Here is a 25,138-nt window from a genome sequence, read left to right as displayed (position 1 = left end):
TATGACACGATAGGGATTCAGCCCGCGCAGGTCCGTGCATCGAGGAGGCGAACCGTGACCGCCTATCCGGCCTGGACACCGGCATCCCGGCCCGGGATCATCCCCCTGCATCCGCTGACCTTCGGGACGATCCTGGGCAGGTCGTTCGCCGCGCTGCGGCAGAACCCGCGCGTGCTGCTGGGCTTCGCGCTGTGCGTCCAGACCGGCGCCTACCTGCTGCTGCTCGTGGCGATCGGCGCCATCGCATTCGCGTCGTTCTCGCGGCTCGACACCGTCCGACCGGGCACGGACGAGTACGACGCGATCGCCGCAGGATCCACCGCGATCACGATCGTCGCAGGCGTCGTCCTGTCGCTCGCCGTCGGCGTGCTGAGCGTCATCGTGCAGGGCATCGTCGTGAGCGAGGTCGCGCACGCCGCGGTGGCCGAGAAGCTCACGCTCGGCGCGCTGTGGCGCCGCGTGCGCCCGGTCGTGTGGCGGCTCATCGGCTACACGCTTCTCCTGCTGCTCGTCACGATCGCCGCCATCGCCGTCGTGGGCGGCGTGCTCTTCGCGATCGGCACGGCTTCGCCGCCGGCGGCGGCCGCGCTCATCGTCCTCGTCGTGCTCGGGGCGATCCCGCTCGGGCTGTGGCTGTCGACGAAGCTGCTGCTCGCCCCGGCGGCGATCATCCTCGAGAAGGCGTCGGTGTTCGGCGCGATCGCCCGTTCGTGGACGCTGATCCGGGGCCGCTTCTGGCCGGCGCTCGGCGTGATCGTGCTCATCTCGCTCGTGTTCGGCGTGGTCGGCCAGATCGTCGGGATCCCGTTCACCGTCATCGCCGCGGGACTCGGCACGGTGATCGCCCCGACCGGAGATCCGGGCCCCACGGGGATCGTCGCGATCATCGTGACCGGGCTGCTCACCCAGGCGGTCACACTGCTCATCCAGTCGATGGCGCTCATCGTGCAGGCGACGGCGGCAGCGCTGATCTACATCGACTGCCGCATGCGTCGCGAGGGCCTCGACCTCGACCTCCTCACCTACGTCGAGCGCCGCGACGCAGGGGCGACCGGCCTCCCCGACCCGTACACGCAGGGCATCGGCCGCTCGTTCGTGCGCCCGGCGCCCGTGGGCGTGCCTTATGGGGCTCCCGCGTACGGCCCGCCCGCCGGATATCCGCACTTCCCGCAGAACACCCCGGGTGCGTACGGAACGCCGCCCGCTCCGGGCGCGTACGCACCGGCACCGGGCGGCTACCCTCCGCCGCCGAACGCGTACCCGCAGACCCAGGGCGGCTACGCACCGGCGCCGAGCGGCTCTCCGCCCCCGCCCGCGATGCCGCCGTACGCGGCCTACCCGCCGCCCCCCGGAACGGCGCCCGCACCGCCCGCACAGCCGGCCCCGCCGGAGGGGGCCGGAGCCACGGCGCCCCACCCGGACGCACCTCACCCGACGCAGTGGGCCGCCCCCGGCCGCCCGGCGGGTGACGCCGACCGCGAGCATCCGTGGCCCTGATCGGCCCGCTCGCGGCGCGCGCGGCGGTGCTCGTCGTGAGCGCGCCGCCGCTCACGCCCGACGGCGACGAAGCGCGCGAGTGGGCTGAGCGCGAGCTGGCCGACCCGGTCTACGAGGCGGCCGAGCCCACGCTGTTGGACCGCATGGCGCGAGCGATCGGCGACTTCATCGTGAGCCTCTTCGACGTCCAGCTCGGCGGCGGGTGGGGCTCGGCGATCGCGATCATCGCGGCGATCGTCTTCGTCGCGGTCGTGGTCGCGGCGCTGCTCGTGTGGGGCGTCCCCCGGGCGACCAGGCGCGCCGCGACCGGTGTCGGAGAGCTTTTCGGCGCGAGGGAGGGACGCAGCGCGGCAGAGCTGCGCCGCGCCGCCGCGCAGCACGCGGATGCGGGCGACTGGGACGCCGCCGTCATCGTGCGCTTCCGCGCGCTCGCGCGCGGACTCATCGAGCGCGACGTCGTCGACGTGCCGCCGGGTGCGACCGTCCACGCGTTCGCGAGGGCCGCGGCGCGCGCCTTCCCCGCCCGCGCAGACGAACTCGAACGCGCGGCCGCCGCGTTCGACGACGTGCGCTACCTGCGCCGCCCCGGCACGAGAGAGCTGTACCGCGTCGTCGCCGACGCCGACGATGCCATCGCCTCCGAGCGTCCCCTCCTCGTCGACCGACCGGGGGCGCTCGCATGACCCTCACGGCCACGCCGACGCAGGTGCCGGCGACGCCTCCGCCCGCCGCGAAGCGCTCACGGGGCGCGATCACGTGGATCGTCATCGTCGTCGCGCTCGTCGTCGCGGCCGGCTTCGGCGTCGTGCTCTCGGGCATCGGCCAATGGGCCGAGCGCGGCATGCTCGACCCCGAGTCCGCCGGCCCCACGGGGACACGGGCGATCGTCGAGATCCTGCGCGACCACGGCGTCGACGTCACTGTGGCGCGCGACCGCGCGACCGCCGCGCGCGAGCTCACGGAAGGCCCGGCGACGCTCGTGCTGCCGGATGCGCCCGCCCTTTCGGACGAGGCGATCGAAGAGCTGGCGGATGCCGCATCCGACGTCGTCCTTGTCGACCCGCGCTCGCGCACCCTGCGCCTCGCGTTCGTGGGTGCGGGGCCGGCCGGCGCCGCGGGCGCCGACCCGATCGAGCCGCGGTGCGACCTGCCCGACGCGCAGCGTGCGGGGCCCGTCGCACCGGGCGCGGTGTTCCTCGCGGGCGACGCCGCGGAGGCGTGCTACCCGTCGGGTGAGGGCTTCGGTCTCCTGTCGGGCCCGCACGCCGACGGCGGCCGCATCTCGGCGGTCGACGCTCGGGCCCTCTTCACGAACGAGCATCTCGCCGCCGACGGCAACGCCGCACTCGCCGCGAACCTCATGGGCCGGCACCCCCACCTCGTCTGGTACATGCCGAGCCCCGCCGACTCCGACCTCGCCGACGCGAACCCGTCGCTCGGCGAGCTGACACCGCCGTGGGTCAGCCCCGTCATCGTGCTGCTCATCATCGCGGGAGTCGCCGCGGCGATCTGGCGCGGCCGCCGGTTCGGCCCCCTCGTCACCGAACGCCTTCCGGTCACCGTGCGCGCATCCGAGACGACCGAGGGCCGCGCGCGCCTGTACGCGCAGTCGCGCGACGCGGTGCACGCGCTCGACCAGCTGCGCATCGGCGCGCTCGAGCGCCTCTCACACCTGCTCGGACTCGGCCGGGCCGCGTCCGCGCCCGAGATCTGCGACGCCGCCGCCGCGCGCGCGGGCGTCGACCGCGCGATCGTGCGCGGCATCCTCATCGACCAGATCCCCGCAGACGACGCCGAGCTCGTCGCGCTGGCCCAGCGCATCCGGCAGCTCGAGCACGCCGTGCGGGCCGCCGTCCGTCCCGAAAGGAACAAGCAATGACCGACGCCGCGAGAAAGACCTTCGACGACGCCGCGCTGCGCGACGCGATGAACCGCGTCCGCCTCGAGGTGGGCAAGGCCGTCGTCGGGCAGGACGGCACGGTGACCGGGCTGCTCATCGCGCTCCTCGCCCGCGGGCACGTGCTGCTCGAGGGGGTGCCCGGGGTCGCCAAGACCCTCCTCGTGCGCGCCTTCAGCACGGCGCTCGGGCTCGACACCAAGCGCATCCAGTTCACGCCCGACCTCATGCCCGGCGACGTGTCGGGGTCGCTCGTGTACGACGCGAAGAGCGGCGAGTTCGAGTTCCGCGCGGGCCCCGTCTTCACGAACATCGTGCTCGCCGACGAGATCAACCGCACCCCGCCCAAGACGCAGGCGGCCCTCCTCGAGGCGATGGAGGAGCGACAGGTCTCGACCGACGGCGTGACGCGCCCGCTCCCCGAGCCCTTCCTCGTCGCGGCGACGCAGAACCCGATCGAGCACGAGGGGACGTACACGCTCCCCGAGGCGCAGCTCGACCGGTTCCTCCTGAAGCTCATCGTCGACGTGCCGCCGCGCGATGCCGAACTCGCGGTGCTGCGCCGCCACGCGAGCGGATTCGACCCTCACGACCTCGCGGCGGCGGGGCTCGTGCCGGCGGCGGGCGCCGACGAGATCCGTGCGGCGCAGCGGGCCGCGGCATCCGTCACCGTCGCCGACGACGTCCTCGGCTACGTCGTCGACCTCGCGCAGGCGACCCGCCGCAGCCCCTCGGTGCTGCTCGGCGTGAGCCCGCGCGCGGCGACCGCGCTGCTGGCCGCGGCGAAGGCGTGGGCGTGGCTCGGCGGCTATCCCGCGATCACACCCGACCACGTGCAGACGATGCTCGTGCCGACGTGGCGCCACCGCATCCGCCTGCGGCCCGACGCCGAGCTCGAGGGCGTCTCGGTCGACGCCGTGCTCGGCGCCGTGCTGCAGCAGACCCGCGTGCCGATCTGACGCCGGAGTCACGACGCCCGATGTACCTCACCTTCCGTGCTCCCCTGCTCGTCGCCGCCGGCGTCGTGCCCGTCGTGCTGCTGTCGCTCGCGGGCGTGGACGCGTGGCTCGCGACGGTCGGGTGGGTCGTGCTGGTCACGATCCTGGTGCTCGCGGATGCCGCGGCCGCCCCCGATCCGCGGGCGATCCGCGTCGAGCGCCGAGGCGCCCGTCGCACCCTGCTCGGCCAGCAGATCATGACGGAGCTCGTGCTCGCGAACGCAGGATCGCGCACCGTGCGGGCGCGCGTGCGCGACGCATGGCAGCCGACCGCGGGCGCTCCGGCTGAGCGGCCGCGCGTCGTGCTGCCTCCCGGCGAGCGCCGCCGCGTCGCGGTGCCGCTGCTGCCGCGCCGACGGGGCGAGCTCGTGTCGGAGTTCGTCGTGGTCCGGTCGGAGGGGCCGCTGCGGCTCGCGGGGCGCCAGGCGAGCATCGCGGCGCGCGGCGTCATCCGCGTGCTGCCGCCGTTCACCGCGCGGCGTCACCTGCCGTCGCGCCTCGCCCGCCTGCGGGAGCTCGACGGCAACACGAGCGTGCAGGTGCGCGGTCAGGGCACGGAGTTCGACAGCCTGCGCGAGTACGTGCGCGGGGACGACGTGCGCTCGATCGACTGGCGGGCGACGGCGCGGGCGACGACGACCATGCTGCGCACGTGGCGGCCGGAGCGCGATCGGCACGTCGTGATCGTCGTCGACACGGGCCGCACCGCGGCCGCGCGCGTGGGCGACGGCGTGCGTCTCGACGCCGCGATGGAGGCGGCGCTCCTGCTCGCGGCGCTCGCCAACCGCGCGGGCGACCACACCCACCTGCTCATGTTCGATCGCGTGACCCGCGCGCGGGTCACCCGGGTCGACGGGCCCGCGCTCCTGCCGGCGATGGTCGACGCGATGGCGAGCGTCGAACCGCAGCTCATCGAGACCGACTGGGACGCGGTGATCGCCGAGATGCGCACGCTCACGTCGCGTCCGTCGCTCGTCGTGCTCCTCACAGCCCAGGACGCGCCGGAGTCCGCACGGGGCTTCCTGGGATCGCTTCCGGCCCTCACCCGGCGCGCGCACGTGCTCGTGGGGACGGTCTCCGACTCCCCCGAGCCGCTCCCCGCCGACCACGAGTCGCGTCCCGATGCGGCCGATGTGTACCGCGCCGCCGCGGTCGAGCGCGCCGAGCGCGACGCCGCGCGCGTGGCCGCCGCCGTCGCGCGTGCGGGCGCCGAGGCGATCTCGGCAGGACCGGACGACCTCCCCCCGAAGATCGCCGACCGCTACCTCGCACTCAAGGCCGCGGGGCGTCTCTAGGCGCGAAGCGGCGGGCGGCGCATCCGCAGCCCGCCCTGATCGGTCGCAGACACGCCCGGAGCGGTGCGGCACGCGCGACACGCCCGAGCGCTACGCTCGCGCTCGAAAGGAAGGAGCCGCAATGTCGGACGACAACGCGAGCGCCCCCAGTACCGCGACGAAGCTCGTCGCGGAAGCGCTCGGAACGTTTCTGCTCGTCTTCGGATCCCTCGGGGCCGCCCTCTTCGCGACGAACGCCGGCGTCAGCGCCGAAGGCTCGCCGCTCGGAATCGGGTACCTCGGGGTCGCGCTCGCCTTCGGCCTCACGGTCATGGCGGGCATCTACGCGTGGGGTCCGGTATCGGGCGGCCACTTCAATCCGGCCGTCACGTTCGGACTCGCCGCGGCCGGCCGGTTCGAATGGCGCAACGTCGCCGGTTACGTCATAGCGCAGATCGTCGGCGGTGCCGTCGGCACGACGCTCCTCGTGCTCATCGGACTGTTCGGTCCGAACGGCTGGCTGTCGTCTGCGCAGGACGCCGGCTTCGCGAGCAACGGATTCGACGAGCACTCGCCCGGAGGCTTCGGCCTCGGGGCGGCGATCATCGCCGAGATCCTGTTCACGGCGATCTTCGTGCTCGTGATCCTCGGCGTGACGCACCCGCAGCGCGGCACCGCCGGATTCGCCGGGCTGGTCATCGGCCTCACGCTGACGTTCATCCACCTCGCGTCGATCCCGATCGACAACACGTCGGTCAACCCGGCGCGTTCGATCGCCGCCGCGATCTACGGCGGACCCGACGCGCTCATCCAACTGTGGGTGTTCATCGTGTTCCCGCTCGTCGGAGGCGTGCTCGCGGGGTTCCTGCACCGCGCGCTCTTCGAGAAGCGGCCCGTCGCACCCGCGCAGCGCGAGGCGCGCACGCGCTGATCGCCCGCGGGGTACTCGCAACGCGGAAGCCCGCCCCCATTGTCGGGGGCGGGCTTCCGCGTTGCGGTGCGGATCAGCGCGCGTGGATCACGCGTGCAGGTCGAAGCGATCGAGCTCGGTGACCTTGCCCCACGCGGCGGCGAAGTCGCGCACGAACTTCTCGCGGGCGTCGTCCGACGCGTACACCTCGGCGAGCGCGCGCAGCTCGGAGTTCGAGCCGAACACGAGGTCGACGCGCGTGCCGCGGCCGACGAGCTCGCCCGAGCCGTCCTTGCGACCCTCGAACGCGTGCGAGCCCGGGTCGAGCGGCTTCCACGTCGTGCCGAGATCGAGCAGGTTGACGAAGAAGTCGTTCGTCAGCACGCCCGGACGGTCGGTGAACACGCCGTACTCCGAGCCGTCCCAGTTCGCGCCGAGCACACGGAGGCCGCCGACGAGCACCGTCATCTCGGGCGCCGTGAGCGTGAGCAGGTTGGCCTTGTCGATGAGGTGGTACTCCGCGGGCAGCTCGGCGAGGGGCCCCTGGTAGTTGCGGAAGCCGTCGGCGGCGGGCTCCAGGTACTGGAACGACTCGACGTCGGTCTGCTCCTGCGAGGCATCCGTGCGACCCGGGTGGAACTCCACCTCGACGTCGACGCCCGCGTCCTTCGCCGCCTTCTCGACGGCCGCGTTGCCCGCGAGCACGATCAGGTCGGCGAGCGAGACCTTCTTGCCGTCGGTCTGCGCGGCGTTGAAATCGCGCTGGATGCCGCCGAGCGTCGAGAGCACCATCGCCAGCTGGGCGGGGTTGTTGACCTCCCAGTCCTTCTGCGGGGCGAGACGGATGCGGGCGCCGTTCACACCGCCGCGCTTGTCGCTGCCGCGGAAGGTCGAGGCCGCCGCCCACGTCGTCGACACGAGCTGCGAGACCGTGAGGCCCGACTCGAGCACCTTCTGCTTGAGAGCCGCGGCGTCGGCGGCGTCGATGAGCGGGTGGTCGACCGGCGGGACGCGGTCCTGCCAGATGAGCTCCTCGCTGGGCACCTCGGGGCCGAGGTAGCGCTCGATCGGGCCCATGTCGCGGTGGGTCAGCTTGAACCACGCACGCGCGAAGGCGTCGGCGAAGGCATCCGGGTCGTCCTTGAAGCGACGCGAGATCTTGTCGTACTCGGGGTCGAACCGCAGCGCGAGGTCGGTCGTGAGCATACGCGGCTCGCGCTTGCCCTCGGAGTGCGCGAGCGGCACCATGTCGGCGCCCATGCCGTTCTTGGGACGCCACTGGTGCGCGCCTGCCGGGCTCTCCATGAGCTCCCACTCGTACGCGTACAGGATGTGGAAGAACTCGTTGTCCCAGCGGGTGGGGTGGTACGTCCACGTGACCTCGAGGCCCGACGTGATCGTGTCGTCGCCCTTGCCCGTGCCGTAGTTGTTCTTCCAGCCGAGGCCCTGCATCTCGAGGCCGGCCGCCTCGGGGTTGTCTTCGAGGTTCGAGTCGGGTGCCGCGCCATGCGTCTTTCCGAACGTGTGGCCGCCCGCGATCAGTGCGACGGTCTCCTCGTCGTTCATCGCCATGCGGCCGAACGTCTCGCGGATGTCACGTGCCGCCGCGACCGGGTCGGGGTTGCCGTTCGGGCCCTCGGGGTTGACGTAGATGAGGCCCATCTGCACGGCCGCGAGCGGCTTCTCGAGCTCACGGTCGCCCTTGTAGCGCTCGTCGCCGAGCCACGTGGTCTCGGGGCCCCAGTACACGTCGTCGTCCGGCTCCCACACGTCGCGGCGACCACCGGCGAAGCCGAAGGTCTTGAAGCCCATCGTCTCGAGCGCGACGTTGCCGGCGAGGATCATGAGGTCGGCCCATGAGATCTTCTGGCCGTACTTCTTCTTGACCGGCCACAGGATGCGACGGGCCTTGTCGAGGTTGACGTTGTCGGGCCAGCTGTTCAGCGGTGCGAAGCGCTGCTGGCCCGCGCCGCCGCCGCCGCGGCCGTCGGTCACGCGGTACGTGCCCGCGCTGTGCCACGCCATGCGGATGATGAGCGGACCGTAGTGGCCGAAGTCCGCCGGCCACCAGTCCTGCGACGTCGTGAGCGTCTCGGCGATGTCCTTCTTGACCTCGGCGAGGTCGAGGCTGAGGAACGCCGCCTTGTAGTCGAACTCCTCGCCCAGCGGGTTACGCTCCGCCGGGTTCTTCGCGAGGATCTTGAGGTTCAGCTGGTTCGGCCACCACACGCGGTTTGCCGAGCCCGTGGTGGGGTGCGGCTGCTTGTGGATCACCGGGCACGACTCGGCCTGTTCCGCGTAGGCCTCCTCGGTGTCGGTGACGGTGACGGACTGGTCGATGTCGGTCGGGTTCTCACCGATGCCGCTGGTGTCATCGATCTGTGTCATGGATGTTCCTTCCTCGGAGGGGGTGGACGGATCAGGCGACCGCGGTTCAGGTGACCGCGTCGGTCGAGCAGGCGGGGCATACGCCCCAGAACGTGACCTCGGCGACCTCGAGCGCGAAGCCGTGTGCGTCGGAGGGCTGCAGGCACGGCGCTTCGCCGTGCACGCAGTCGACGTCTTCGATCGCGCCGCACGAGCGGCAGACGATGTGGTGGTGGTTGTCGGCGACGCGCAGCTCGAAGAGCCCCGCTCGCCCGGCGGGCTCGATGCGGCGCACGAGGCCCGCGCCCACGAAGTCGTTGAGCGCGTTGTACACCGACTGCAGGCTCGTGCCCGGCACGGTCGGGACGACCTGCGCGAACACGTCTTCGGCGCTCGCGTGCGGGTGCTCGCGCAGTGCCTCGTAGACGGCGCGGCGGGACTCTGTGACGCGAAGCCCGGCGCCGCGGATCGCGGTCTCGGCTTCGGGGTGGGAGTCGGCGATCGTCACGCCTCCCACTCTACCGTTGTTTTGAACAATCCAAAAAAAGCTGGACCCAGTCAGTGGGATCCTCAGCCCACCGTGAGCGTCGGCGTGCCCGTCTCGTACTCCGTGAGGTCGCCCGTCTCCCCCGCGCGGTACGCACGCCCGCCGACGAGGAGCATGTAGACGAGGAACAGCGCGAGCGCGCCCGCCCCGATGCCGATCTTGACCGCCCACGGCCACGGCTGGCCCGTCACGAAGCCCTCGATCGCACCCGACACGGCAAGCACGAACACGAGCCCGATCGCGACGGTCGCAAGCGACCGGCCGGCGGAGGCCAACGCCTCTCCGCGCCTGCGCGGACCCGGAGCGATCCACGCCCAGAAGATGTGCAGCCCCGCCGCGGCCGCGACGAAGACGGCCGTGAGCTCGAGCAGACCGTGCGGGAGGATGTACAGCACGAAGACGTCGGCACGGTCGAACGCGATCATGACGGCCGCGGCGGTGCCCACGCCGACGGCGTTCTGAACGAGCACCATGATCGGCCACAGGCCCGTGATGCCGAACAGCACGCATTGCGCGGCGATCCACGCGTTGTTCGTCCACACCGTGCCCGCGAACACCGCCGCGGGGTTCTCGGTGTAGTAGTCGGTGAACTCGTTCTCGGCATACTGCTCGAGTTGCGCCCGGTCGCCGAGGCTCGCGACGAGCGCCGGGTCAGACGACACCCACGCGGCCACGATCGTCGTGACGGCCACGAACCCGAGGGCGATCACGAGCGTCGTCCACCGCACCCGGTACAGCGCCGCGGGAAGCTGCAGCACGAAGAACCGCGGGATCTGGCGCAGCACGTTCTCGGGAGCGCCCGTCAGCCGCAGGCGGGCGCGTGCCAGCATCGTCGACACGTGGTCCCCGTGCGCCGTGCGCCCCGCCGAGGTCTTGATGTCGGCGAGATCGGCGGAGGCCGCGCGATAGCGCGTCACGAGCTCGTCGACCTCGGCGCCGGTGAGGTGCCGCGCGCGGCTCAGCTCGTCGAGCCGGGCCCACTCCTCGCGGCGGGCGGCGGCGAGGGCGTCGAGATCCATTTGCTGTTTACTGTACCCATGCCCGATCCCGCCCCCTCCCCCGGCCCGGGGGTCTCGGTGGTGCAGCTTCACCAGGATGAGATCCTCACCGGCGAGGCCGTCGCCCTCGACGTGCAGCCCCTCGGGTACTTCCTGCGTGCGCTGGGCACCCTGATCGACATCGTGGTGGGCGTCCTGGTGCTCATCCTCTTCGCGCTGGTGGCGTCGTGGCTCCTCGCGCAGGGCGTGATCGACCAGAACGTCGTGCCGATCCTCTCGATCGCCGTGCTCGTGCTCGTGATGGTCGTGATCCCGACCGTCGTCGAGACGACGACGCGCGGACGCAGCCTCGGCCGCCTCGCGGTGGGCGGGCGCATCGTGCGGGCCGACGGCGGGGCATCCGGATTCCGCCAGGCGTTCATCCGCGCCCTCGTCGGCGTCATCGAGCTGTGGCTCACGTTCGGCGCCGTCGCCGCGATCGTGGGGGCGTTCACTCCGCGATCGCAGCGGCTCGGCGACCTCGTCGCGGGAACCTACTCCGAGCGCACGCGCACGCCACGCCTGCCCGCGCCGTCGCCGGGGGTTCCGCCGTCGCTCGCGGCATGGGCGGCCACCGCCGACGTGGCGCGGCTGCCCGACACGCTCGCACGGCGCATCGCGCGCTTCGCGCAGAGCGCGGACCGGCTCGACCCGCCCGCCCGCATCCGGCTCGCCACGACCCTCGCGTACGAGACGCGCCCGTTCGTGTCACCCGTGCCCGCAGCCGATCCGGAGACGTTCCTGCGCGCCGTCGCCGCCGTGCGGCGCGAGCGGGAGCTGCGCGCGCTGACCCTCGAGGCGCAGCGAGTCGACACCCTCACCGCGGCGAGCCCGCCGGCACCGCGCGGGTTCCCTTCGCGGTAGCGCTTCGTCTCGGTCGCTCCGCTCCCTCGCTCAGCGCCCGGTCGCTGAGCGATCGCAGGAATGACACCCGGTCGCTGAGCGAGCGCAGCGAGACGAAGCGCCCGTGTCAGTACCGGTAGTGGTCGAGCTTGTACGGCCCCTCGACCGGCACGCCGAGGTACGCCGCCTGTTCGGGAGTCAGCTCGGTCAGCTTCGCGCCGAGCGCGGGCAGGTGCAGGCGCGCGACCTTCTCGTCGAGGGCCTTCGGAAGCGTGTGGACACCCGTCGGGTACTGCTCCCGGCGCGTGAACAGCTCGATCTGCGCGAGGACCTGGTTCGCGAAGGATGCGCTCATGACGAACGACGGATGCCCCGTGGCGTTGCCGAGGTTGAGCAGGCGTCCCTCGCTCAGCACGAGCACGCTGCGTCCGTTCGGCAGCCGCCATTCGTGCACCTGGGGCTTGATCTCGACCTTCTCGACGCCGGGGAGCGCCGCGAGGCCGGCCATGTCGATCTCGTCGTCGAAGTGGCCGACGTTGCCGACGATCGCGAGGTGCTTGAGCCCGAGCAGGTGCTCGACGGTCACGACGCGCGTGTTGCCGGTGCCCGTGATGACGATGTCGACCTCGCCGATCACGTCTTCGAGGCGTGCGACCTGGTAGCCGTCCATCGCCGCCTGCAGTGCGCAGATCGGATCGATCTCGCCCACGATGACGCGGGCGCCCTGGCCGCGCAGCGCCTCCGCGGCGCCCTTGCCGACATCGCCGTAGCCCGCCACGAACGCGACCTTGCCGCCGATGAGGACGTCGGTCGCGCGGTTGATGCCGTCGGGAAGCGAGTGGCGGATGCCGTAGACGTTGTCGAACTTCGACTTGGTCACCGAGTCGTTCACGTTGATCGCGGGGAACAGCAGCTCCCCCTTCGCGGCGAGCTCGTACAGGCGGTGCACACCGGTCGTGGTCTCCTCGGTCACGCCGATGAGCCCCTTGGCGATGCGGGTGAAGCGCTGAGGGTCGCGTGCGAGGCTCGCGCGCAGCGTGTCGAGGATCACGCGGTACTCGGCGGATGCCGCCTCACCGGCCCCTGAGCCCGCCGGAGGGTCGGGAACAGCTCCCGCCCTCTCGAACTCGACCCCCTTGTGCACGAGCAGTGTCGCGTCGCCGCCGTCGTCGAGGATCAGGTTCGGGCCGTCCGCGCCCTCGGCCGACCAGTCGAAGATGCGGTCGGCGAGGCGCCAGTACTCCTCGAGCGTCTCGCCCTTCCACGCGAACACGGGCACGCCGGCGGGGGCGTCGACCGTGCCGTTCGGGCCGACGACGACGGCGGCTGCGGCCTCGTCCTGCGTCGAGAAGATGTTGCAGCTCGCCCAGCGAACCTGTGCGCCCAGCGCGACGAGGGTCTCGATGAGCACGGCGGTCTGCACCGTCATGTGCAGCGAGCCAGCGATGCGCGCACCCTTGAGAGGCTGCGTCGGGCCGAACTCCTCGCGCAGGGCCATGAGCCCCGGCATCTCGTTCTCGGCGAGACGGATCTGGTGACGACCGGCCTCGGCGAGCGAGAGGTCGGCGACCTCGTAGTCGAGGCGACGGGCGGATGCCTCGGTGGCAGCGTCGGTCGAGGCGGCGGAGCGAGGCGAGACGTCGATCGGCATCCGGCCATTCTCCCATGCCCTGCCGGGCGCGGCCTGGGACGCTTCAGACCTGCAGCGTCTCGTGACGCACGACGACCCAGCCCTTCGGCACGGAGAGCCGCTCGGTGTGGATCGCGCACAGGTCGTGGGCGTGCGGATCGAGCTTGACGGCGAGGGGGCCGATCGCGGCCATCTGGTCGCCGTAGTCGTACGTGAGGGTCGACACCGCCTCGCGGGCGCACCCGACCTTGGAGCAGAGTCTCTCGCGCATCGCCGCCACGCTACAGGCGAGACGGATGCACCGTGCGGGGGCGCGCCGGAGGGACCAGCGAGTGAGCCCACCCCACCCGGTCGCTGAGCGAGCGTCCCACACCCGGTCGCTGAGCGACCGAAGCGAGACGAACCGCGAAGGCGTTCGCCGAAGGGGCTTCGTCTCGTCGCTGCGCTCCTCGCTCAGCCCTGACCCGCGCCGCCTCGACGCGGCTTCGCCGCATTGTCCGGCGCGCGTCAGAAGTACCGGAACCGCTCCGGCCCGAGATCCCACGGGTCGCGGTCGAGGTACTCGGCGGCGGCGCGGAACACGCAGCTCTCCACCATCATGCGGCGATGCAGGTCGTCGTTGCGGTGGAGGTGGCTGAGTCGCTCGATCGGGAGACGGTAGAGGATGATGCGCCGCTCGTCGGCGAGCACCTTCCAGCGCGGGATGCCCTCGGCGTCGGCCGCAGGCGGCATGTCGGCGACCTCGAAGCGCACATCCCGCAGTTCCGGCCACGCTGAGCGGAGGAACTCCGCGGCGGTCGCGACCGCGAGGTCGAACCGGTCGACGCGCGTGTCGAGCGGCGGCAGCGGCGGCCGCACCACGGGGCTGCGTCCTTCGCGCCCGTGACGGCCGTGCCGCGCGGGCCGCCGCACGGCGCTCCGGGTTCTGCGCCACGCCATGCGCCCCATCCTAGGCGGGCTCACGACCCCGGGCGTCGCCGGAACCCGGCGGCGCGACCAGCGCGAGAAGCAGGCTCAGGGGTAGACGACGACGGCCTCGGATCCCGTGTCGGCAGGCCACACGGGGAAGCCCGCGAGAGCGCCGTCGCCCGTGAGCGAGAGGCTCGCGTGCACGGGGGCGGTGGACTCCAGCGTGACGAGTCCCTGCGTGGCCACGCGCACGACCGTCGAGCCGCGCGGCGGGACGACGGTCTGCGATGACTGCGCGCCGTCGCTCACACTCACGAGCGCCTCCGCGTCGCCGCGGTTGACGAGCGTCAGCGTGCGAGGCGGCCCCGCCGGGACGGCGAGCATCGTGGTGCCGTCGAACTCCGGCGCGGGCGTGTACCACGCGAAGTCGGCGCCCGGCGCGAACCCCGTCGTCTGCCACACCGCGGCCAGGATCGGGACATCCGCGGTCACCTCGACCGTGTAGTCACCCGGTTCCAGTCCGCCGAGGTCCACCTCGATCGGCAGGCCCGCGGTGAGCTCGAGCTGCTGCGGCTCGCGCGCCGGCGTGCCGCCCCTCGCATTCATGACCGTGAGCGTCGCCGTGCCGGAGGCGGTGGGAGAGAGCACGCGGGCGATGGTCGCGACCTGCCCCTCGGCCGCCGCACTCGCCATGACCGGGATGCCCGCCACCACCTGCACGGTGTCGGGGCCCGCGACGGCGTCGACCTGGTCGACCCCGCCCGTCGCGAGCGTGCGCGTGATGCTCGTCTGCAACGACGCCGTCACGGGAGCGCCGGTCGCGCTGACCCGTACGATCGGGCTCGCCTCGCCGCGCGCGATGCCCGACAGCGGGACGACATGCTGCTGGCCGGCCGGGATGACGATCGCGGCGCCTCCGGGAGGCACCTCGGGCCCGGTGGCCCCGAACACCGTCAGCTCGACCGTCGCGGCGACTCGACCCGGATTGGAGATCACGACGATGTCGGCCGCACCGGTCTCTCCCGATCCGCCGACGAGCCAGGACTCGATGAGAGGCGGACGACAGGCCGAAGCGGCGTAGCCGCGAAGGAACGCTGCGTCGGCGGTCGCCGCCCCGGATGCCGCGACCATGAAACGCCGCGAGCCGTCGGGCTCCTTGCTGTACGCCCGCGGAGCACCCGGCCCGCCGAGGACGAACTCCACCATCGCGCCATCCTCGGCCCCGGCCACCACAGACTGCGAGGAAGTGACCACCACCTGGTCGGGGTCCTCGACGATCTGCCCGAGGGCGAGGAGGTCGCCCGAGCACACGAGCATCGACGCCGAAGGCACCGGCACGGCGGTGATCTCGACCGGGCGGCGCTCGTAGCTCGGCCAGGGAACGCCCGCGGCGGTCACCACGGCGACGACGAACCCCACGGCGACGACCGTCCCGGCGATGACGCGGGCGCCCGAGGTGGCCCAGCGGAAGATCCGTCGGTCGCTCATATGATCGCCCCCTTCGGGCGATCGGGGCGCTCCGCGCACCCGACACGAACCGCGCACCCACCGATCCTCATCGCCCCTCCTGCCAGTGCGGGCCGACGACGCGCGACGTGTGGCGCGCGGCACGGCGCGATGCCGCGGTCGGGATCGCGAGCAGCACCGCGACGGCGAGCGCGATGAGCTGCGCGATCGCGAAGAGCCCCGCGAGCGTCGTCGCCGACGCCGGGGCAGCCGGCCGCGGCGCGACGTCCCCGGTCACTCGCCACAATGAGCCCTTCGCGGTCTCGCCGACGGCGACGAGCCCGTCGCGCTGGTCGAGCGACGTCGCGGCGCCGAGGCGAAGGGCGCGCGCGGCATCCGACTCGGGCGGATCGCTCGGCGCGAGCAGCACGAACCCGATGCCGTCTTCGGCCAGTCGCGCCACGACGTCGGTCGCGGCGGGCGTCACGAGGTCGGCGGTGAGCTCGGCGAGGTCGCGATCCTCGGTCGTCGCTCGCGGACGGGTCGAGACGATCGTCGCCTGTCCGCCGAGGGTCTCGCTCGCGCCCCACACGACGCGGGCAGCGACGCCGCCTTCGTTCTGGGGGCGCAGCACGATCGTGCCGACATCCGGGTCCTCCCGTCCCTCGGCCGCGACGAACGCCGGCAGCGTGCTCTGATCGCCGAGGCCGATGAGCGCGCTTCCGCGCGTGAGCGCCGTGAGGCTCGGCACCGCGAGCACCGCGATCGCGACCATGACGAGAAGTGCGAGGCCCGAGCGGGCGGCCGCGAGCCGCCGCGCGAGCACGGGCGACGCGACGTGACCGAAGCCGGGCTCGCGTCCGGAGCCGATCGCGGCGTCGAGCGTGACGAGCGCGCCGCCGAGCGCGCCGAGCCAGGCGAGGCTCAAGCCCGTGCCGGGCCAGATCGGGACGGACCGGGACTGCGTGAACGCCACCGCGACACCGACCGCCGCGAAAGCCGTCACGAGCCCGAGGGCACCGACCACGAGCAGCACCGCGCCGGCGGCCCACCGCTGCGTGAGCGGTGCGATGAGAGCGAGCACCGCGACAGGCGCAGCCAGCAAGGGGACCCACCACAGGTCGGCGTCGGGCAGCATCGTCGCCCAGCCGGCGAGGTCGCCGGTGGGCAGGCCCGCCGCGAGCGACGCGCGGCCCGAGGCATCCGCCGCGACCTGTGGCCCCGCCCACACGGCGCCGGGATCGGCGAGCAGCCCGAGGGCGGAGCCGTAGCGGAGCTGGTACCAGACGAGCGGCGCCGCGAAGAGGACCGTCGGGACGACGAGCCACACGAGCCGGCCCGCGCCGCGGCCTCCCCGCACGATGATGTCGAGCGCGAGCGCGCCTATCCAGATCGTGACGAACGCGGGCGCCAGCGCGGGCGCGCACGCGACGCACAGCGCGAGGAGGATGGAGGCCGCGCCCGCAGGCACCCACGCGCGGTGCGCGACCGACCCCGCGTAGAACAGCCACGGCAGCAGCAGGTGCAGCAGCACGGCGGACGGCCTGCCCTGGATGAGCGCCGCGAGGAACGTCGGCGCGAGCGCCCACACGACGCCCCCCGTGAAGCGCAGCACGGGGCGATCGCTCACACGCGTCGCCGCGAACCACCCCCCGAGCGCCGCGAGCGGGATCGCGAGCACCCACAGCACGACGAGCGCGCGCGACGGCGCGATCGGCCACAGCGACCCGATCACGGCGACGACCGCGGCGAACGGGTCCGCCGGTCCGACGGTGTCGAGTCCGATCGCACGCGAGCCGTAGACGGTGTCGGCCCACAGCTGTCCGAGAACCGGATGCAACGGCAGCAGCCCACCACCACCCAGCACAGGCCATGCGAGGAGTGCGGGGAACGCCGCGATCGACACGACGAGCGCACCGAGCACGAGCCACGCTCCGCCGCCGGTGAAGAAGCGCAGCTCGCCGCGTGCGGGCGTCGTCGCCGCCGCATCCGGCTCCTCTTCGAGCCGTTCGCGCAGCTCGACCTGCGAGATGCGCAGCGGCGCGAGCTGCGACCACGGCAGCTTGCGGGTCTCGCGGATGCGGCGGCGCGAGCGCGCGATCGCGCGAAGGCGGACGAGCGCGACGACGGCGGCGGCCCACTCGGGGGCGACGAGTCCGGGCTGCTTCGCGGCGAGGCGGAGGATCGTGCGCCACAGAGCGAGCGCGAGGATCGCGAGCCACTGGAACGGGAGCGCGGCCGGCGGTGCGTACGCGAGGCGGCGGTGCAGCTGAGCCGTGCGCGTCGCGTACGCGATGTGGCGGCGCCGGACGGCGTCGACCGGGGTGGGAAGGCCGGCGACGCCGTCCCCCGCGACGGCGATGAGCGCCTGCGACGCGAACGTCACGCGGTGGCCCGCGAGTCGCGCGCGCACGCCGAGGTCGAGCCCCTCGTCGGCGCCCGCGAGAGCCCGGTCGAGCCCGCCGAGCTCGCGCCACGCGTCGCCGCGCACGAGGATGCCGCGCACGTCGGAGCCCAGAACGTCCTCCACGACGTCGTGCTGCCCTTGGTCGAGCTCGCCGTCGGCGAGGCCGACCGTGCGACCGTAGCGGGTCATCGTCACGCCGAGCGACACGAGCTCGCCGCGGTCGTCCCAGCGCACGAGCTTGGGTGCCGCGAACGCCGCCGTCGGCGCCACCTCGAGTGCGCCGACGAGGCGCTCGAGGGCGGCGGGCTCGGGTGCGGTGTCCTGCGCGAGGAGCCATACCGCGTCGCCACCGCGCCGCGCGGGCGGCTCGACGGGCGCGGTCGGCGTCACCGCCGCGTCGCGGGATGCCTCGTCGTCGAGCCACGCGACGGCGTCGCCGGTGCCGGATGCCACGGCCGACGTCTCGGTCGCCGGCAGGATCTGCACCGTGCGGGTCGCGAGCTCGACGGCATCCGCGAAGGACGTGCCCGCCGGCGCTCGCAGGATCGCTGGTCCCCCGTCCGACCCGGTCTCGGTCTCCGAGCCGGACGCGGCGACGCCGACGGCCTCGAGCGTGCGGGGATCGTCGCCGCACAGGACGATGGTCACGTCATCGGGCAGCCGCGTCTGGCGGTCGAGCGCCGCGAGTGTGCGTCGTGCGTGGAACGGGGCCGCCGGGTGACCGTCGGCGCGCACGACGAGTATGGCGTGGACTCTGGCGGGCATGACGTCGTCAGCCTAGGCGGACGATCCGATCACACCCGGCGCCACGCGCCGGTAGCCCCCGGATCGTGACGGCGAGTCGGGCGGGACCGCGAATCTGCTCGTATACGTGCGATTCGCGAGAACTCCCCGGTGCCGCGCCCCCCGCACGGCACCCGCCCGTGACCCTCTTCAGCCTGCGCGGCGCTTGAGCTTGCGCCGCTCGCGCTCGCTCAGCCCGCCCCAGATCCCGAAGCGCTCGTCGTTCTGCAGCGCGTACTCGAGGCACTCCGAGCGCACCTCGCATGACGCGCAGATGCGCTTGGCGTCACGAGTCGACCCGCCCTTCTCAGGAAAGAAGGCCTCCGGATCGGTCTGCGCGCACAGCGCATCGGTCTGCCAGGCCAGAGGATTGTCGTCGTCGCCCTCGACGGGCCGACGAACCCCCGGAACACCTAGCTGGACCGGATCGACGAACCAATTGTCGGGAACGCCGGAACGGTACTGCGAAGCCCCCGTCATCTCGTTCTCCACCCTGTGTTTCCCCCCACACACGCTGTTGCGTGATGGTTGTAATTACACCGGTGTAGTTCGCGGCGGTCAAGTCGGCAATCGTAAAGCCTCAACCGCTGGATGAACCTTAGGGACGCGCCGACGGCGTGTCACGATTGTGATACGGAGTCCATCTACCCGCTTGTCGGCCACCGCATCACTCTCCCGGCTCCGCGACGAACACCTCGCCCGAGCCCGACACCACGAGCCGATCGACCCCCGCCGCGAGCACCGCTCGACCCGCGTCGAGGACGACGTGCTCGCCCGTCGCGGGGTCGGCGACCATCACGGGTCCGGCCACCGCGAGCGCGATCGCCGGTCCGCGCAGGGCCAGCGACGCATCCGCGCCGTCAGCGACACGCGCCCGCACGAGCGCGAAGTCGGGCACGCCGGGCGCGTACAGGTCGACGCCGGGCGCCACCGCACGCGGCGCGAGCACAGGCGGGGGTCCGGGCGTGGGATCGAGCACCTCGAGGAGCCCCGGGACGTCGATGTGCTTGGGCGTGAGGCCCCCGCGGAGGACGTTGTCGCTCGCCGCCATGATCTCGACGCCGAGACCCTCGACGTACGCGTGGAGCACGCCCGCGTCGACGAACAGCGCCTGCCCGCGCCGCAGGGTGACGAAGTTCATGAGCAGCGCGACGACGAGTCCGGGATCGCCGGGGAACTCCGCGCCGAAGCGCCGGATGAACCCGAGCTCGGCCGCGAACTCCTCGGACGGGGTGACGGATGCCGCGGCCACCACCGCCTCGACCTGCGCGCTCGCCCCGCCCGACAGAAGCCACGCGATCGTGTCGCGGACGGCGGCCGCATCCGAATCGCCCTCCAGCCGCTGCGCGATCGCGCGGCTCGCCTCCCCCAGCTCGGCGAGGAGCCTGCGGGTGGCGGCGAGGTCGCGCACGCCCGCGAGCGCGGTGAACGTGTCGCTCACCGCCACGATGAGCTCGGGCTTGTGGTTGTCGTCGCGGAAGACGCGGTGCGGGGCGTCGACGGGCACACCCGCCGCCTCCTCGCGTTCGAACCCCGCGCGCGCCTGCTCCTTCGACGGGTGCGCCTGGATCGACAGCGGCGAAGCGGCCGCCAGGAGCTTGAGCAGGTACGGCAGGCGGTCGGGGGCTCCGGATGCCGCACCCTCCTCACGCAGCCAGCGGTCGAGCGTGCGCCCGTCGGGGGTCTTCGCGGGGCTGCCGGGGTGATCCCCGAACCACACCTCGGCCTCATGCGCGCCCGAAGGCTCGCGCCCCTCCAGACCGGCGATGAGCGTGGTCGAGCCCCATGCGTAGTCGCGCGGCGCGTTCGAAAGCGGCAGCAGCACGCCTCCAGCCTAGATCGGGGCGTTCCGCGCGGTAGCCTGAGTGCGCGATGGCCATCCACACGAAGCATCCGGCGTCGGCCCCGCCGGTAGCGCCGCCGCGGGAGAAGACGAGGCACCACCTGCTGCGGGGCTGGTGCATCCTGGTGCTGTTCATGGCCCTCTCGGGCGTCGCGTGGGTCAACGCCTTCGGCGCAGAGGCGACCGCCGCCCTCACGATCGTCACGGCGGGAGTGTCGCTCATCGTGTGGGTGCTCGTGCGACCGGCGTATCAGTGGCGCCGCCTCCCCTGGTACGCGACCGGCTACGTGCTGTGGGCGGCGCTGTCGATCGCGTGGTCGGCATGGCCCGCGGTATCCGCGATCACGTGGCTCCTGCTCGCGATCACGACGTTCCAGGCCCTGTTCGTCGGCGCGATGCTCACATGGAAGGAGCTCGTGCGCGCGATCGCATCCGCCCTCAAGTGGGTCGTCTCGCTCTCGCTGCTGTTCGAGCTGTGGGTGTCGATCTTCATCGGCGGTCCGATCCTGCCGCGCTTCGTCATCCCCTCCGAGCCGGCCGACGACCCGATCGTCTACTGGTCGCGCGACAACCTCTTCGAAGGCGGACGCATCCAGGGCATCATGGGCAACGCCAACCTGCTCGGCCCGGTCGCGCTGCTGGCGATCATCGTGTTCGCGATCCGCCTCGCCGCCGGCGCACCCCGCAAGGTCATGCTGTGGATCTGGATCGGCGTCTCGGTGTTCCTCTTCGTGCGCGCCTCGTCCGCGACCGCCTACGTCGCCGCGGCGGCCGTCGTGCTCGTGCTCGCGACCGTCCTGCTCATGCGCACCGCCAGACGTCCGGGCGAACGCACGAAGTACTACATCGCATACGCGGCGATCGGGCTCGGCAGCGCGCTCGCGCTGTGGCTGCTTCGCGACCGCATCTTCGAGGCCCTCGGGCGCAGCTCCGACCTCACGGGGCGTGAGGCGATCTGGCAGGCGGTCATCGAACGCGCGTCCGAGCGTCCGATCGTGGGATGGGGTTTCGCGACGCCGTGGATCCCCTCGGAACCCGCGTTCGACGGCTGGATCATCGACCACGGCCAGACCGTGATGCAGGCGCACAACATGTGGCTCGACGTGTACCTTCAGCTGGGCATCGTCGGCGTCGTGCTCATCGCGATCACCTTCCTCGCCTTCATCTGGCGCTCGTGGTTCTTCGCGGTCGACCGGCCCCGGTGGGACCTGCGCGCCGACCGTCCGTACTCGCCGCTGTCGCTCCTGCCGACGCTCATCGGCGCCATCCTGCTGGTGCAGGGGCTCGCCGAATCCACGCCGCTGCTGCTGTGGGGCTGGCTGTTCCTCGTGATGCTCGGCGCAAAGATCAAGCAGGCGCCCCACATCGGCGTCGGACCGGCGGAGCAGTCGCTCGCGATCGAGCGGGGCGAGCCGACCCAGCGGGAGCGATGAGCGGCGTGCCGCGCCGGAGCGCCCCCACGTGGCTCGGCGCGCTCCTGGCGTCCGCCGAGTTCGCCCGCGCCTACACGTTCGCCGTGCTGGGGACGGTGTTCGCGGCCTTCGCGATCGAGCGCGTCGCCGGCGATGTGACGTACGCGACGATCGTCGCCGCGCTGTGCGTCATCGGGGTCGGCGTGCTCATCAGCCGCCGACGCGAGATCTCGTTCCTGCGCCTCGTGCCCACGACCCTCCTCGTGCTGCTGGCGTGGATGCTCGCGAGCGGGTTCTGGAGCTCCGATCCGACCATGTCGTTCTGGAGCTGGGTCTACACGCTCGCCGTCGCGTTCCTCGCCGTCGTGATCGGCCACATCCGCGACACGCTGCAGACCGCGCGCGCGCTCGGCGACGTGCTGCGGATGCTCCTGTCGATCTCGCTCGGCATCGAGGTCCTCTCCGGCATCCTCATCGACACGCCCCTGGAGTTCCTCGGGGTACAGGGGAACATCGCGTCGTTCGGTCCCATCCAGGGCATCTTCGGCACGCGCAACGCACTGGGGTTCGTCGCGGTCATCGCGCTCATCACCTTCCTCATCGAGTACCGCACGCAGTCGGTGCGACCCGGGCTCTCGCTGTACTCCGTCGTGCTGGCCGGCGTCCTCGCGGCGCTGAGCGACTCGCCCACGGTCGTCGTGCTCGCGGCCGCGGTGGGTCTCGCGACCGGCGTGCTCGCGCTCGTGCGGCACACGCGGCCCGAGCGCAGGTCGGCTCTGCAGTGGTCGATCGGTGTCGTCGTGGTGCTCGGGCTCGCGATCGCGTACCTCGCGCGCGGTCCGATCATCTCCCTCCTGGGCGCGCGCACCGACCTCGCGATGCGCACCGAGCTGTGGGTCGACATCATCGGGTATGTCCGCTTCCGCCCCGTGCAGGGGTGGGGCTGGTTCGGACCGTGGGTGCAGAACGAGTTCCCCTTCAACGGCCTCAACTACTGGCTGCAGCAGAACCACGCGAGCGCGCTCAACGCGTACTTCGACGTGCTCCTGCAGCTCGGGTGGGTCGGTCTCGTGCTGTTCGTCGGGCTCGCAGGCGCGGCCCTGGTGCGCTCGTGGCTCGACGCGAGCGAGCGGCGGGCGGTCGTCTACGCGTGGACTCCCCTGATCCTCGTGGCTCTGCTCGTCGACTCGATCTTCGAGAGCTTCACCCTCTTCGGCTTCGGGTGGCTGATGCTCGTGCTGTGCGCCGTGCGCGCGGGGCAGTCCCGGTCGTGGCGCGAGCGCTTCCGCGAAGGTCCGGTCGACGACGTCGCCGAGGGAGCGGGGCTTCCGCACGAGGCGTGAGCACGCAGGGAACCCACGATCGCGCAGGGTAGGATCATCACTCGGCTCGACGACTCGCGCCCCCGCCAACCTCGGAGACTTTGGTGCCACACGTCCTGCAGAACGTCGTCTTCCCCCTCGACCGCGATCCCGACCTCCTCCCCCTCTACGTCGACCCCGAAACGTGGTCCGTCATCGACGAGGAGCCCGTGCGCGTCTCGAACCGCGCGCAGCTCGGGCACATCCTCGATCGCCACCGGGCACGCATCGTCGCCGGTCGCCGCGTGTCGTTCGGCACGTACTTCAACGCCTTCCCCGCGTCGTACTGGCAGCACTGGACGCCCGTCCGCGACGTGCGGCTGACCGTCCGCACGAGCGGCCCTGCCACGATCCTGGTGTACCGCTCGAACGGCTCGGGCGTGCGTCAGCGACTCGAGACCCGCGAGGTCGAGGGCGAGGCGACCTCGACGTTCGACCTCGTGCTCGACCAGTACAGCGACGGCGGCTGGATCTGGTTCGACATCGTCGCCGACGACAGCACCGCGATCTTCAACGGCGCCGAGTGGACGACCGAGACGGCGCCCACACGCGAGGGCAAAGCGTCGATCGGCATCACGACGTACAACAAGCCCGACTACTGCATCTGGACGCTCAGGAACCTCGCCGACTCGCCCGAGGTGCTCGAGCTCCTCGACCGCATCTTCGTCATCGACCAGGGCGACCGGCGCGTCGACGCCGAGGACCTCTTCCCCGAGGTATCCGCCGCACTCGGCGAGACGCTTCAGATCGTGACGCAGCCGAACCTCGGCGGGTCGGGCGGCTTCGCCCGTGCGATGGCAGAGACGCTCGAACGTCCGGAGAGCGAGTTCGTGCAGCTGCTCGACGACGACGTGCGCATCGAGCCCGAGTCGGTGCGGCGATCGATCGTCTTCGGGCGCTTCGCGACCGTTCCCACGATCGTCGGCGCCCACATGTTCGACCTCCTCGATCGTCCCAAACTGCACGCGTGGGCCGAGGTCGTCGACGACGTGCCCTTCATGTGGCGCACCCTCTATCAGGAGAAGATGCCGCACGACTTCAGCGCGGCGAACCTGCGCCAGTCGCCCATGCTCCACATGCGGCTCGACGCCGACTACAACGGCTGGTGGATGTGCCTCATCCCGGTCGAGGCGCTCCGCAAGGCGGGGTTTCCGCTCCCCGCGTTCATCAAGTGGGACGATGCGGAGTACTGCCTGCGAGCACGAGACCACGGCATTCCCACCGTCTCGATGCCGGGTGTCGCACTGTGGCATGTGTCCTGGGTCGGCAAGGACGACTCGATCGACTGGCAAGCCTACTTCCACGCGCGCAACCGGATCGTCGCCGGCCTCCTGCATTCGTCGATCCCACGAGGCGGCACGCTCCTGCGCCACAGCCGCCGCATGGACCTCAAGCACCTGATGATGATGCAGTACTACCCCGTGGCGCTGCGTCACCGGGCCATCCGCGACATCCTCTCCGGTCCCGAGCACATGCGAGCAGGCCTGGCGACGGCCATGCCGCAGGCGCGCGCCCTCGCGAAGGACTACCCCGAGACCGTCGTCCACAAGGACTCGGGTGTGCCGATGCGGTCGCGCAAGGGACGTCAGGTCTTCAAGCGGATGCCCCGCCACACGTTCGACAGCCCGACGGGTCTGCGCCTGCGGTGGTTCACGCTGTCGACCCTCGTGTCGCATTGGATCCACGCCCCGCGGCCCGAGAACATCTCCACACCCGAAGTCGAGTTCGGCAAGGGCGACGCGTACTGGTGGCGCCTGCCGCTCTTCGACAGCGCGCTCGTGAGCGCCGCGGACGGCTCGGGCAAGAACATCTACACGAGGGACCGCCGCAAGTACCGCCGGATGCTGTTCGACACCGTCGTCCTCCACGCGCGCCTGCGTCGCCGGTGGCCCGAGCTGTCGAAGCGCTACCGCGCGGCGATGGACGAGCTCACCTCGCTGGAGGCGTGGCGCAAGACGTTCGAGGAGTCGAAGTGAC

The 25,138-nt window shown here is 72.1% G+C and carries 20 protein-coding genes; 10 read left to right on the top strand and 10 right to left on the bottom strand.

Annotated features, from left to right (window positions below; all coding sequences use genetic code 11):
* Positions 1–54: 54 nt before the first annotated feature.
* The 6 genes from VNR19_RS06685 to aqpZ all read left to right on the top strand — a co-directional run bounded on the left by VNR19_RS06685 (position 55) and on the right by aqpZ (position 6,597).
* Positions 55–1,497 (top strand): DUF7847 domain-containing protein, encoded by a 1,443-nt coding sequence (locus tag VNR19_RS06685; protein WP_325725120.1) that lies wholly within the window; start codon positions 55–57, stop codon positions 1,495–1,497.
* Positions 1,488–2,180: a DUF4129 domain-containing protein gene (locus VNR19_RS06680; protein WP_325725117.1), complete on the top strand. Its 693-nt coding sequence runs from the start codon at positions 1,488–1,490 to the stop codon at positions 2,178–2,180. The genes VNR19_RS06685 and VNR19_RS06680 overlap by 10 nt, the downstream gene beginning before the upstream one ends.
* Positions 2,177–3,376 (top strand): DUF4350 domain-containing protein, encoded by a 1,200-nt coding sequence (locus VNR19_RS06675; protein ID WP_325725115.1) that lies wholly within the window; start codon positions 2,177–2,179, stop codon positions 3,374–3,376. Before VNR19_RS06680 ends, VNR19_RS06675 begins: the two co-directional genes overlap by 4 nt.
* Positions 3,373–4,353 carry an AAA family ATPase gene (locus VNR19_RS06670; RefSeq protein WP_325725114.1) on the top strand — a complete coding sequence of 327 codons (981 nt, stop codon included), beginning with the start codon at positions 3,373–3,375 and terminating at the stop codon, positions 4,351–4,353. Before VNR19_RS06675 ends, VNR19_RS06670 begins: the two co-directional genes overlap by 4 nt.
* 20 nt (positions 4,354–4,373) lie before the next feature.
* Positions 4,374–5,687, top strand: coding sequence for a DUF58 domain-containing protein (locus VNR19_RS06665; RefSeq protein WP_325725112.1), 1,314 nt, complete (start codon positions 4,374–4,376; stop codon positions 5,685–5,687).
* Positions 5,688–5,808: 121 nt separating this feature from the next.
* On the top strand, positions 5,809–6,597 hold the full coding sequence (gene aqpZ, locus VNR19_RS06660) for an aquaporin Z (protein ID WP_325725110.1): 789 nt from the start codon (positions 5,809–5,811) through the stop codon (positions 6,595–6,597).
* 87 nt (positions 6,598–6,684) lie between these two features.
* On the opposite strand, the gene katG is transcribed toward aqpZ, so the two are convergent.
* The 3 genes from katG to VNR19_RS06645 form a co-directional block, all read right to left on the bottom strand.
* Complete coding sequence (gene katG, locus VNR19_RS06655; RefSeq protein ID WP_325725108.1) at positions 6,685–8,964, bottom strand: catalase/peroxidase HPI; 2,280 nt, start codon at positions 8,962–8,964, stop codon at positions 6,685–6,687.
* 46 nt (positions 8,965–9,010) lie between these two features.
* Positions 9,011–9,451 carry a Fur family transcriptional regulator gene (locus VNR19_RS06650; protein WP_325725107.1) on the bottom strand — a complete coding sequence of 147 codons (441 nt, stop codon included), beginning with the start codon at positions 9,449–9,451 and terminating at the stop codon, positions 9,011–9,013.
* A gap of 62 nt (positions 9,452–9,513) precedes the next feature.
* Entirely contained in the window at positions 9,514–10,509 is a 996-nt protein-coding gene (locus tag VNR19_RS06645) for a stage II sporulation protein M (RefSeq protein ID WP_325725105.1), read from the bottom strand.
* Positions 10,510–10,527: 18 nt separating this feature from the next.
* Between VNR19_RS06645 and VNR19_RS06640 the strand changes: the two genes are divergently transcribed.
* A complete protein-coding gene (locus VNR19_RS06640) occupies positions 10,528–11,391 on the top strand; it encodes an RDD family protein (protein WP_325725103.1) in 864 nt (287 codons plus the stop codon).
* A gap of 106 nt (positions 11,392–11,497) precedes the next feature.
* Here the strand turns inward: VNR19_RS06640 and ahcY are convergent, their stop codons facing one another.
* From ahcY to manA, 7 genes are all read right to left on the bottom strand, one after another.
* Complete coding sequence (ahcY, locus tag VNR19_RS06635) at positions 11,498–13,021, bottom strand: adenosylhomocysteinase (RefSeq protein WP_325725101.1); 1,524 nt, start codon at positions 13,019–13,021, stop codon at positions 11,498–11,500.
* 43 nt (positions 13,022–13,064) lie between these two features.
* Positions 13,065–13,271 (bottom strand): DUF3499 family protein, encoded by a 207-nt coding sequence (locus VNR19_RS06630; protein WP_325725099.1) that lies wholly within the window; start codon positions 13,269–13,271, stop codon positions 13,065–13,067.
* 236 nt (positions 13,272–13,507) lie between these two features.
* A complete protein-coding gene (locus VNR19_RS06625) occupies positions 13,508–13,939 on the bottom strand; it encodes a metallopeptidase family protein (RefSeq protein ID WP_325725097.1) in 432 nt (143 codons plus the stop codon).
* Between the two features lie 75 nt (positions 13,940–14,014).
* Complete coding sequence (locus VNR19_RS06620) at positions 14,015–15,397, bottom strand: DUF5719 family protein (RefSeq protein WP_325725095.1); 1,383 nt, start codon at positions 15,395–15,397, stop codon at positions 14,015–14,017.
* 67 nt (positions 15,398–15,464) lie between these two features.
* A complete protein-coding gene (locus VNR19_RS06615) occupies positions 15,465–18,527 on the bottom strand; it encodes a glycosyltransferase (protein ID WP_325725093.1) in 3,063 nt (1,020 codons plus the stop codon).
* 168 nt (positions 18,528–18,695) lie between these two features.
* Entirely contained in the window at positions 18,696–19,025 is a 330-nt protein-coding gene (locus tag VNR19_RS06610) for a WhiB family transcriptional regulator (protein ID WP_325725091.1), read from the bottom strand.
* 187 nt (positions 19,026–19,212) lie between these two features.
* The gene (gene manA / locus VNR19_RS06605) at positions 19,213–20,370 is read right to left on the bottom strand and encodes a mannose-6-phosphate isomerase, class I (RefSeq protein ID WP_325725089.1); all 1,158 of its coding nucleotides are present in this window, start codon (positions 20,368–20,370) and stop codon (positions 19,213–19,215) included.
* A gap of 47 nt (positions 20,371–20,417) precedes the next feature.
* On the opposite strand from manA, the gene VNR19_RS06600 reads away from it, so the two are divergent.
* The 3 genes from VNR19_RS06600 to VNR19_RS06590 all read left to right on the top strand — a co-directional run bounded on the left by VNR19_RS06600 (position 20,418) and on the right by VNR19_RS06590 (position 25,137).
* On the top strand, positions 20,418–21,821 hold the full coding sequence (locus tag VNR19_RS06600) for an O-antigen ligase family protein (RefSeq protein ID WP_325725087.1): 1,404 nt from the start codon (positions 20,418–20,420) through the stop codon (positions 21,819–21,821).
* Positions 21,818–23,143, top strand: a complete 1,326-nt coding sequence (locus VNR19_RS06595) for an O-antigen ligase family protein (protein ID WP_325725085.1) — start codon at positions 21,818–21,820, stop codon at positions 23,141–23,143. Before VNR19_RS06600 ends, VNR19_RS06595 begins: the two co-directional genes overlap by 4 nt.
* Positions 23,144–23,226: 83 nt before the next feature.
* Positions 23,227–25,137, top strand: coding sequence for a glycosyltransferase (locus tag VNR19_RS06590; RefSeq protein WP_325725083.1), 1,911 nt, complete (start codon positions 23,227–23,229; stop codon positions 25,135–25,137).
* Position 25,138 lies beyond the last annotated feature (1 nt).

Source organism: Microbacterium sp. (genome assembly GCF_035556355.1).
Taxonomy (GTDB): Bacteria; Actinomycetota; Actinomycetes; order Actinomycetales; family Microbacteriaceae; genus Microbacterium.
The sequence above is the reverse complement of the archived record's forward strand: the minus strand, read 5'-3'. Positions and strand labels throughout refer to the sequence as shown.

Coding starts and splice junctions, on each gene's coding strand:
- VNR19_RS06675 (WP_325725115.1), top strand. CDS start 2,177: ATGACCCTCACGGCCACGCCGACGCAGGTGCCGGCGACGCCTCCGCCC.
- VNR19_RS06670 (WP_325725114.1), top strand. CDS start 3,373: ATGACCGACGCCGCGAGAAAGACCTTCGACGACGCCGCGCTGCGCGAC.
- VNR19_RS06665 (WP_325725112.1), top strand. CDS start 4,374: ATGTACCTCACCTTCCGTGCTCCCCTGCTCGTCGCCGCCGGCGTCGTG.
- aqpZ (WP_325725110.1), top strand. CDS start 5,809: ATGTCGGACGACAACGCGAGCGCCCCCAGTACCGCGACGAAGCTCGTC.
- katG (WP_325725108.1), bottom strand. CDS start 8,964: ATGACACAGATCGATGACACCAGCGGCATCGGTGAGAACCCGACCGAC.
- VNR19_RS06645 (WP_325725105.1), bottom strand. CDS start 10,509: ATGGATCTCGACGCCCTCGCCGCCGCCCGCCGCGAGGAGTGGGCCCGG.
- VNR19_RS06640 (WP_325725103.1), top strand. CDS start 10,528: ATGCCCGATCCCGCCCCCTCCCCCGGCCCGGGGGTCTCGGTGGTGCAG.
- ahcY (WP_325725101.1), bottom strand. CDS start 13,021: ATGCCGATCGACGTCTCGCCTCGCTCCGCCGCCTCGACCGACGCTGCC.
- VNR19_RS06630 (WP_325725099.1), bottom strand. CDS start 13,271: ATGCGCGAGAGACTCTGCTCCAAGGTCGGGTGCGCCCGCGAGGCGGTG.
- VNR19_RS06625 (WP_325725097.1), bottom strand. CDS start 13,939: ATGGCGTGGCGCAGAACCCGGAGCGCCGTGCGGCGGCCCGCGCGGCAC.
- VNR19_RS06620 (WP_325725095.1), bottom strand. CDS start 15,397: ATGAGCGACCGACGGATCTTCCGCTGGGCCACCTCGGGCGCCCGCGTC.
- VNR19_RS06615 (WP_325725093.1), bottom strand. CDS start 18,527: ATGCCCGCCAGAGTCCACGCCATACTCGTCGTGCGCGCCGACGGTCAC.
- VNR19_RS06610 (WP_325725091.1), bottom strand. CDS start 19,025: ATGACGGGGGCTTCGCAGTACCGTTCCGGCGTTCCCGACAATTGGTTC.
- VNR19_RS06600 (WP_325725087.1), top strand. CDS start 20,418: ATGGCCATCCACACGAAGCATCCGGCGTCGGCCCCGCCGGTAGCGCCG.
- VNR19_RS06595 (WP_325725085.1), top strand. CDS start 21,818: ATGAGCGGCGTGCCGCGCCGGAGCGCCCCCACGTGGCTCGGCGCGCTC.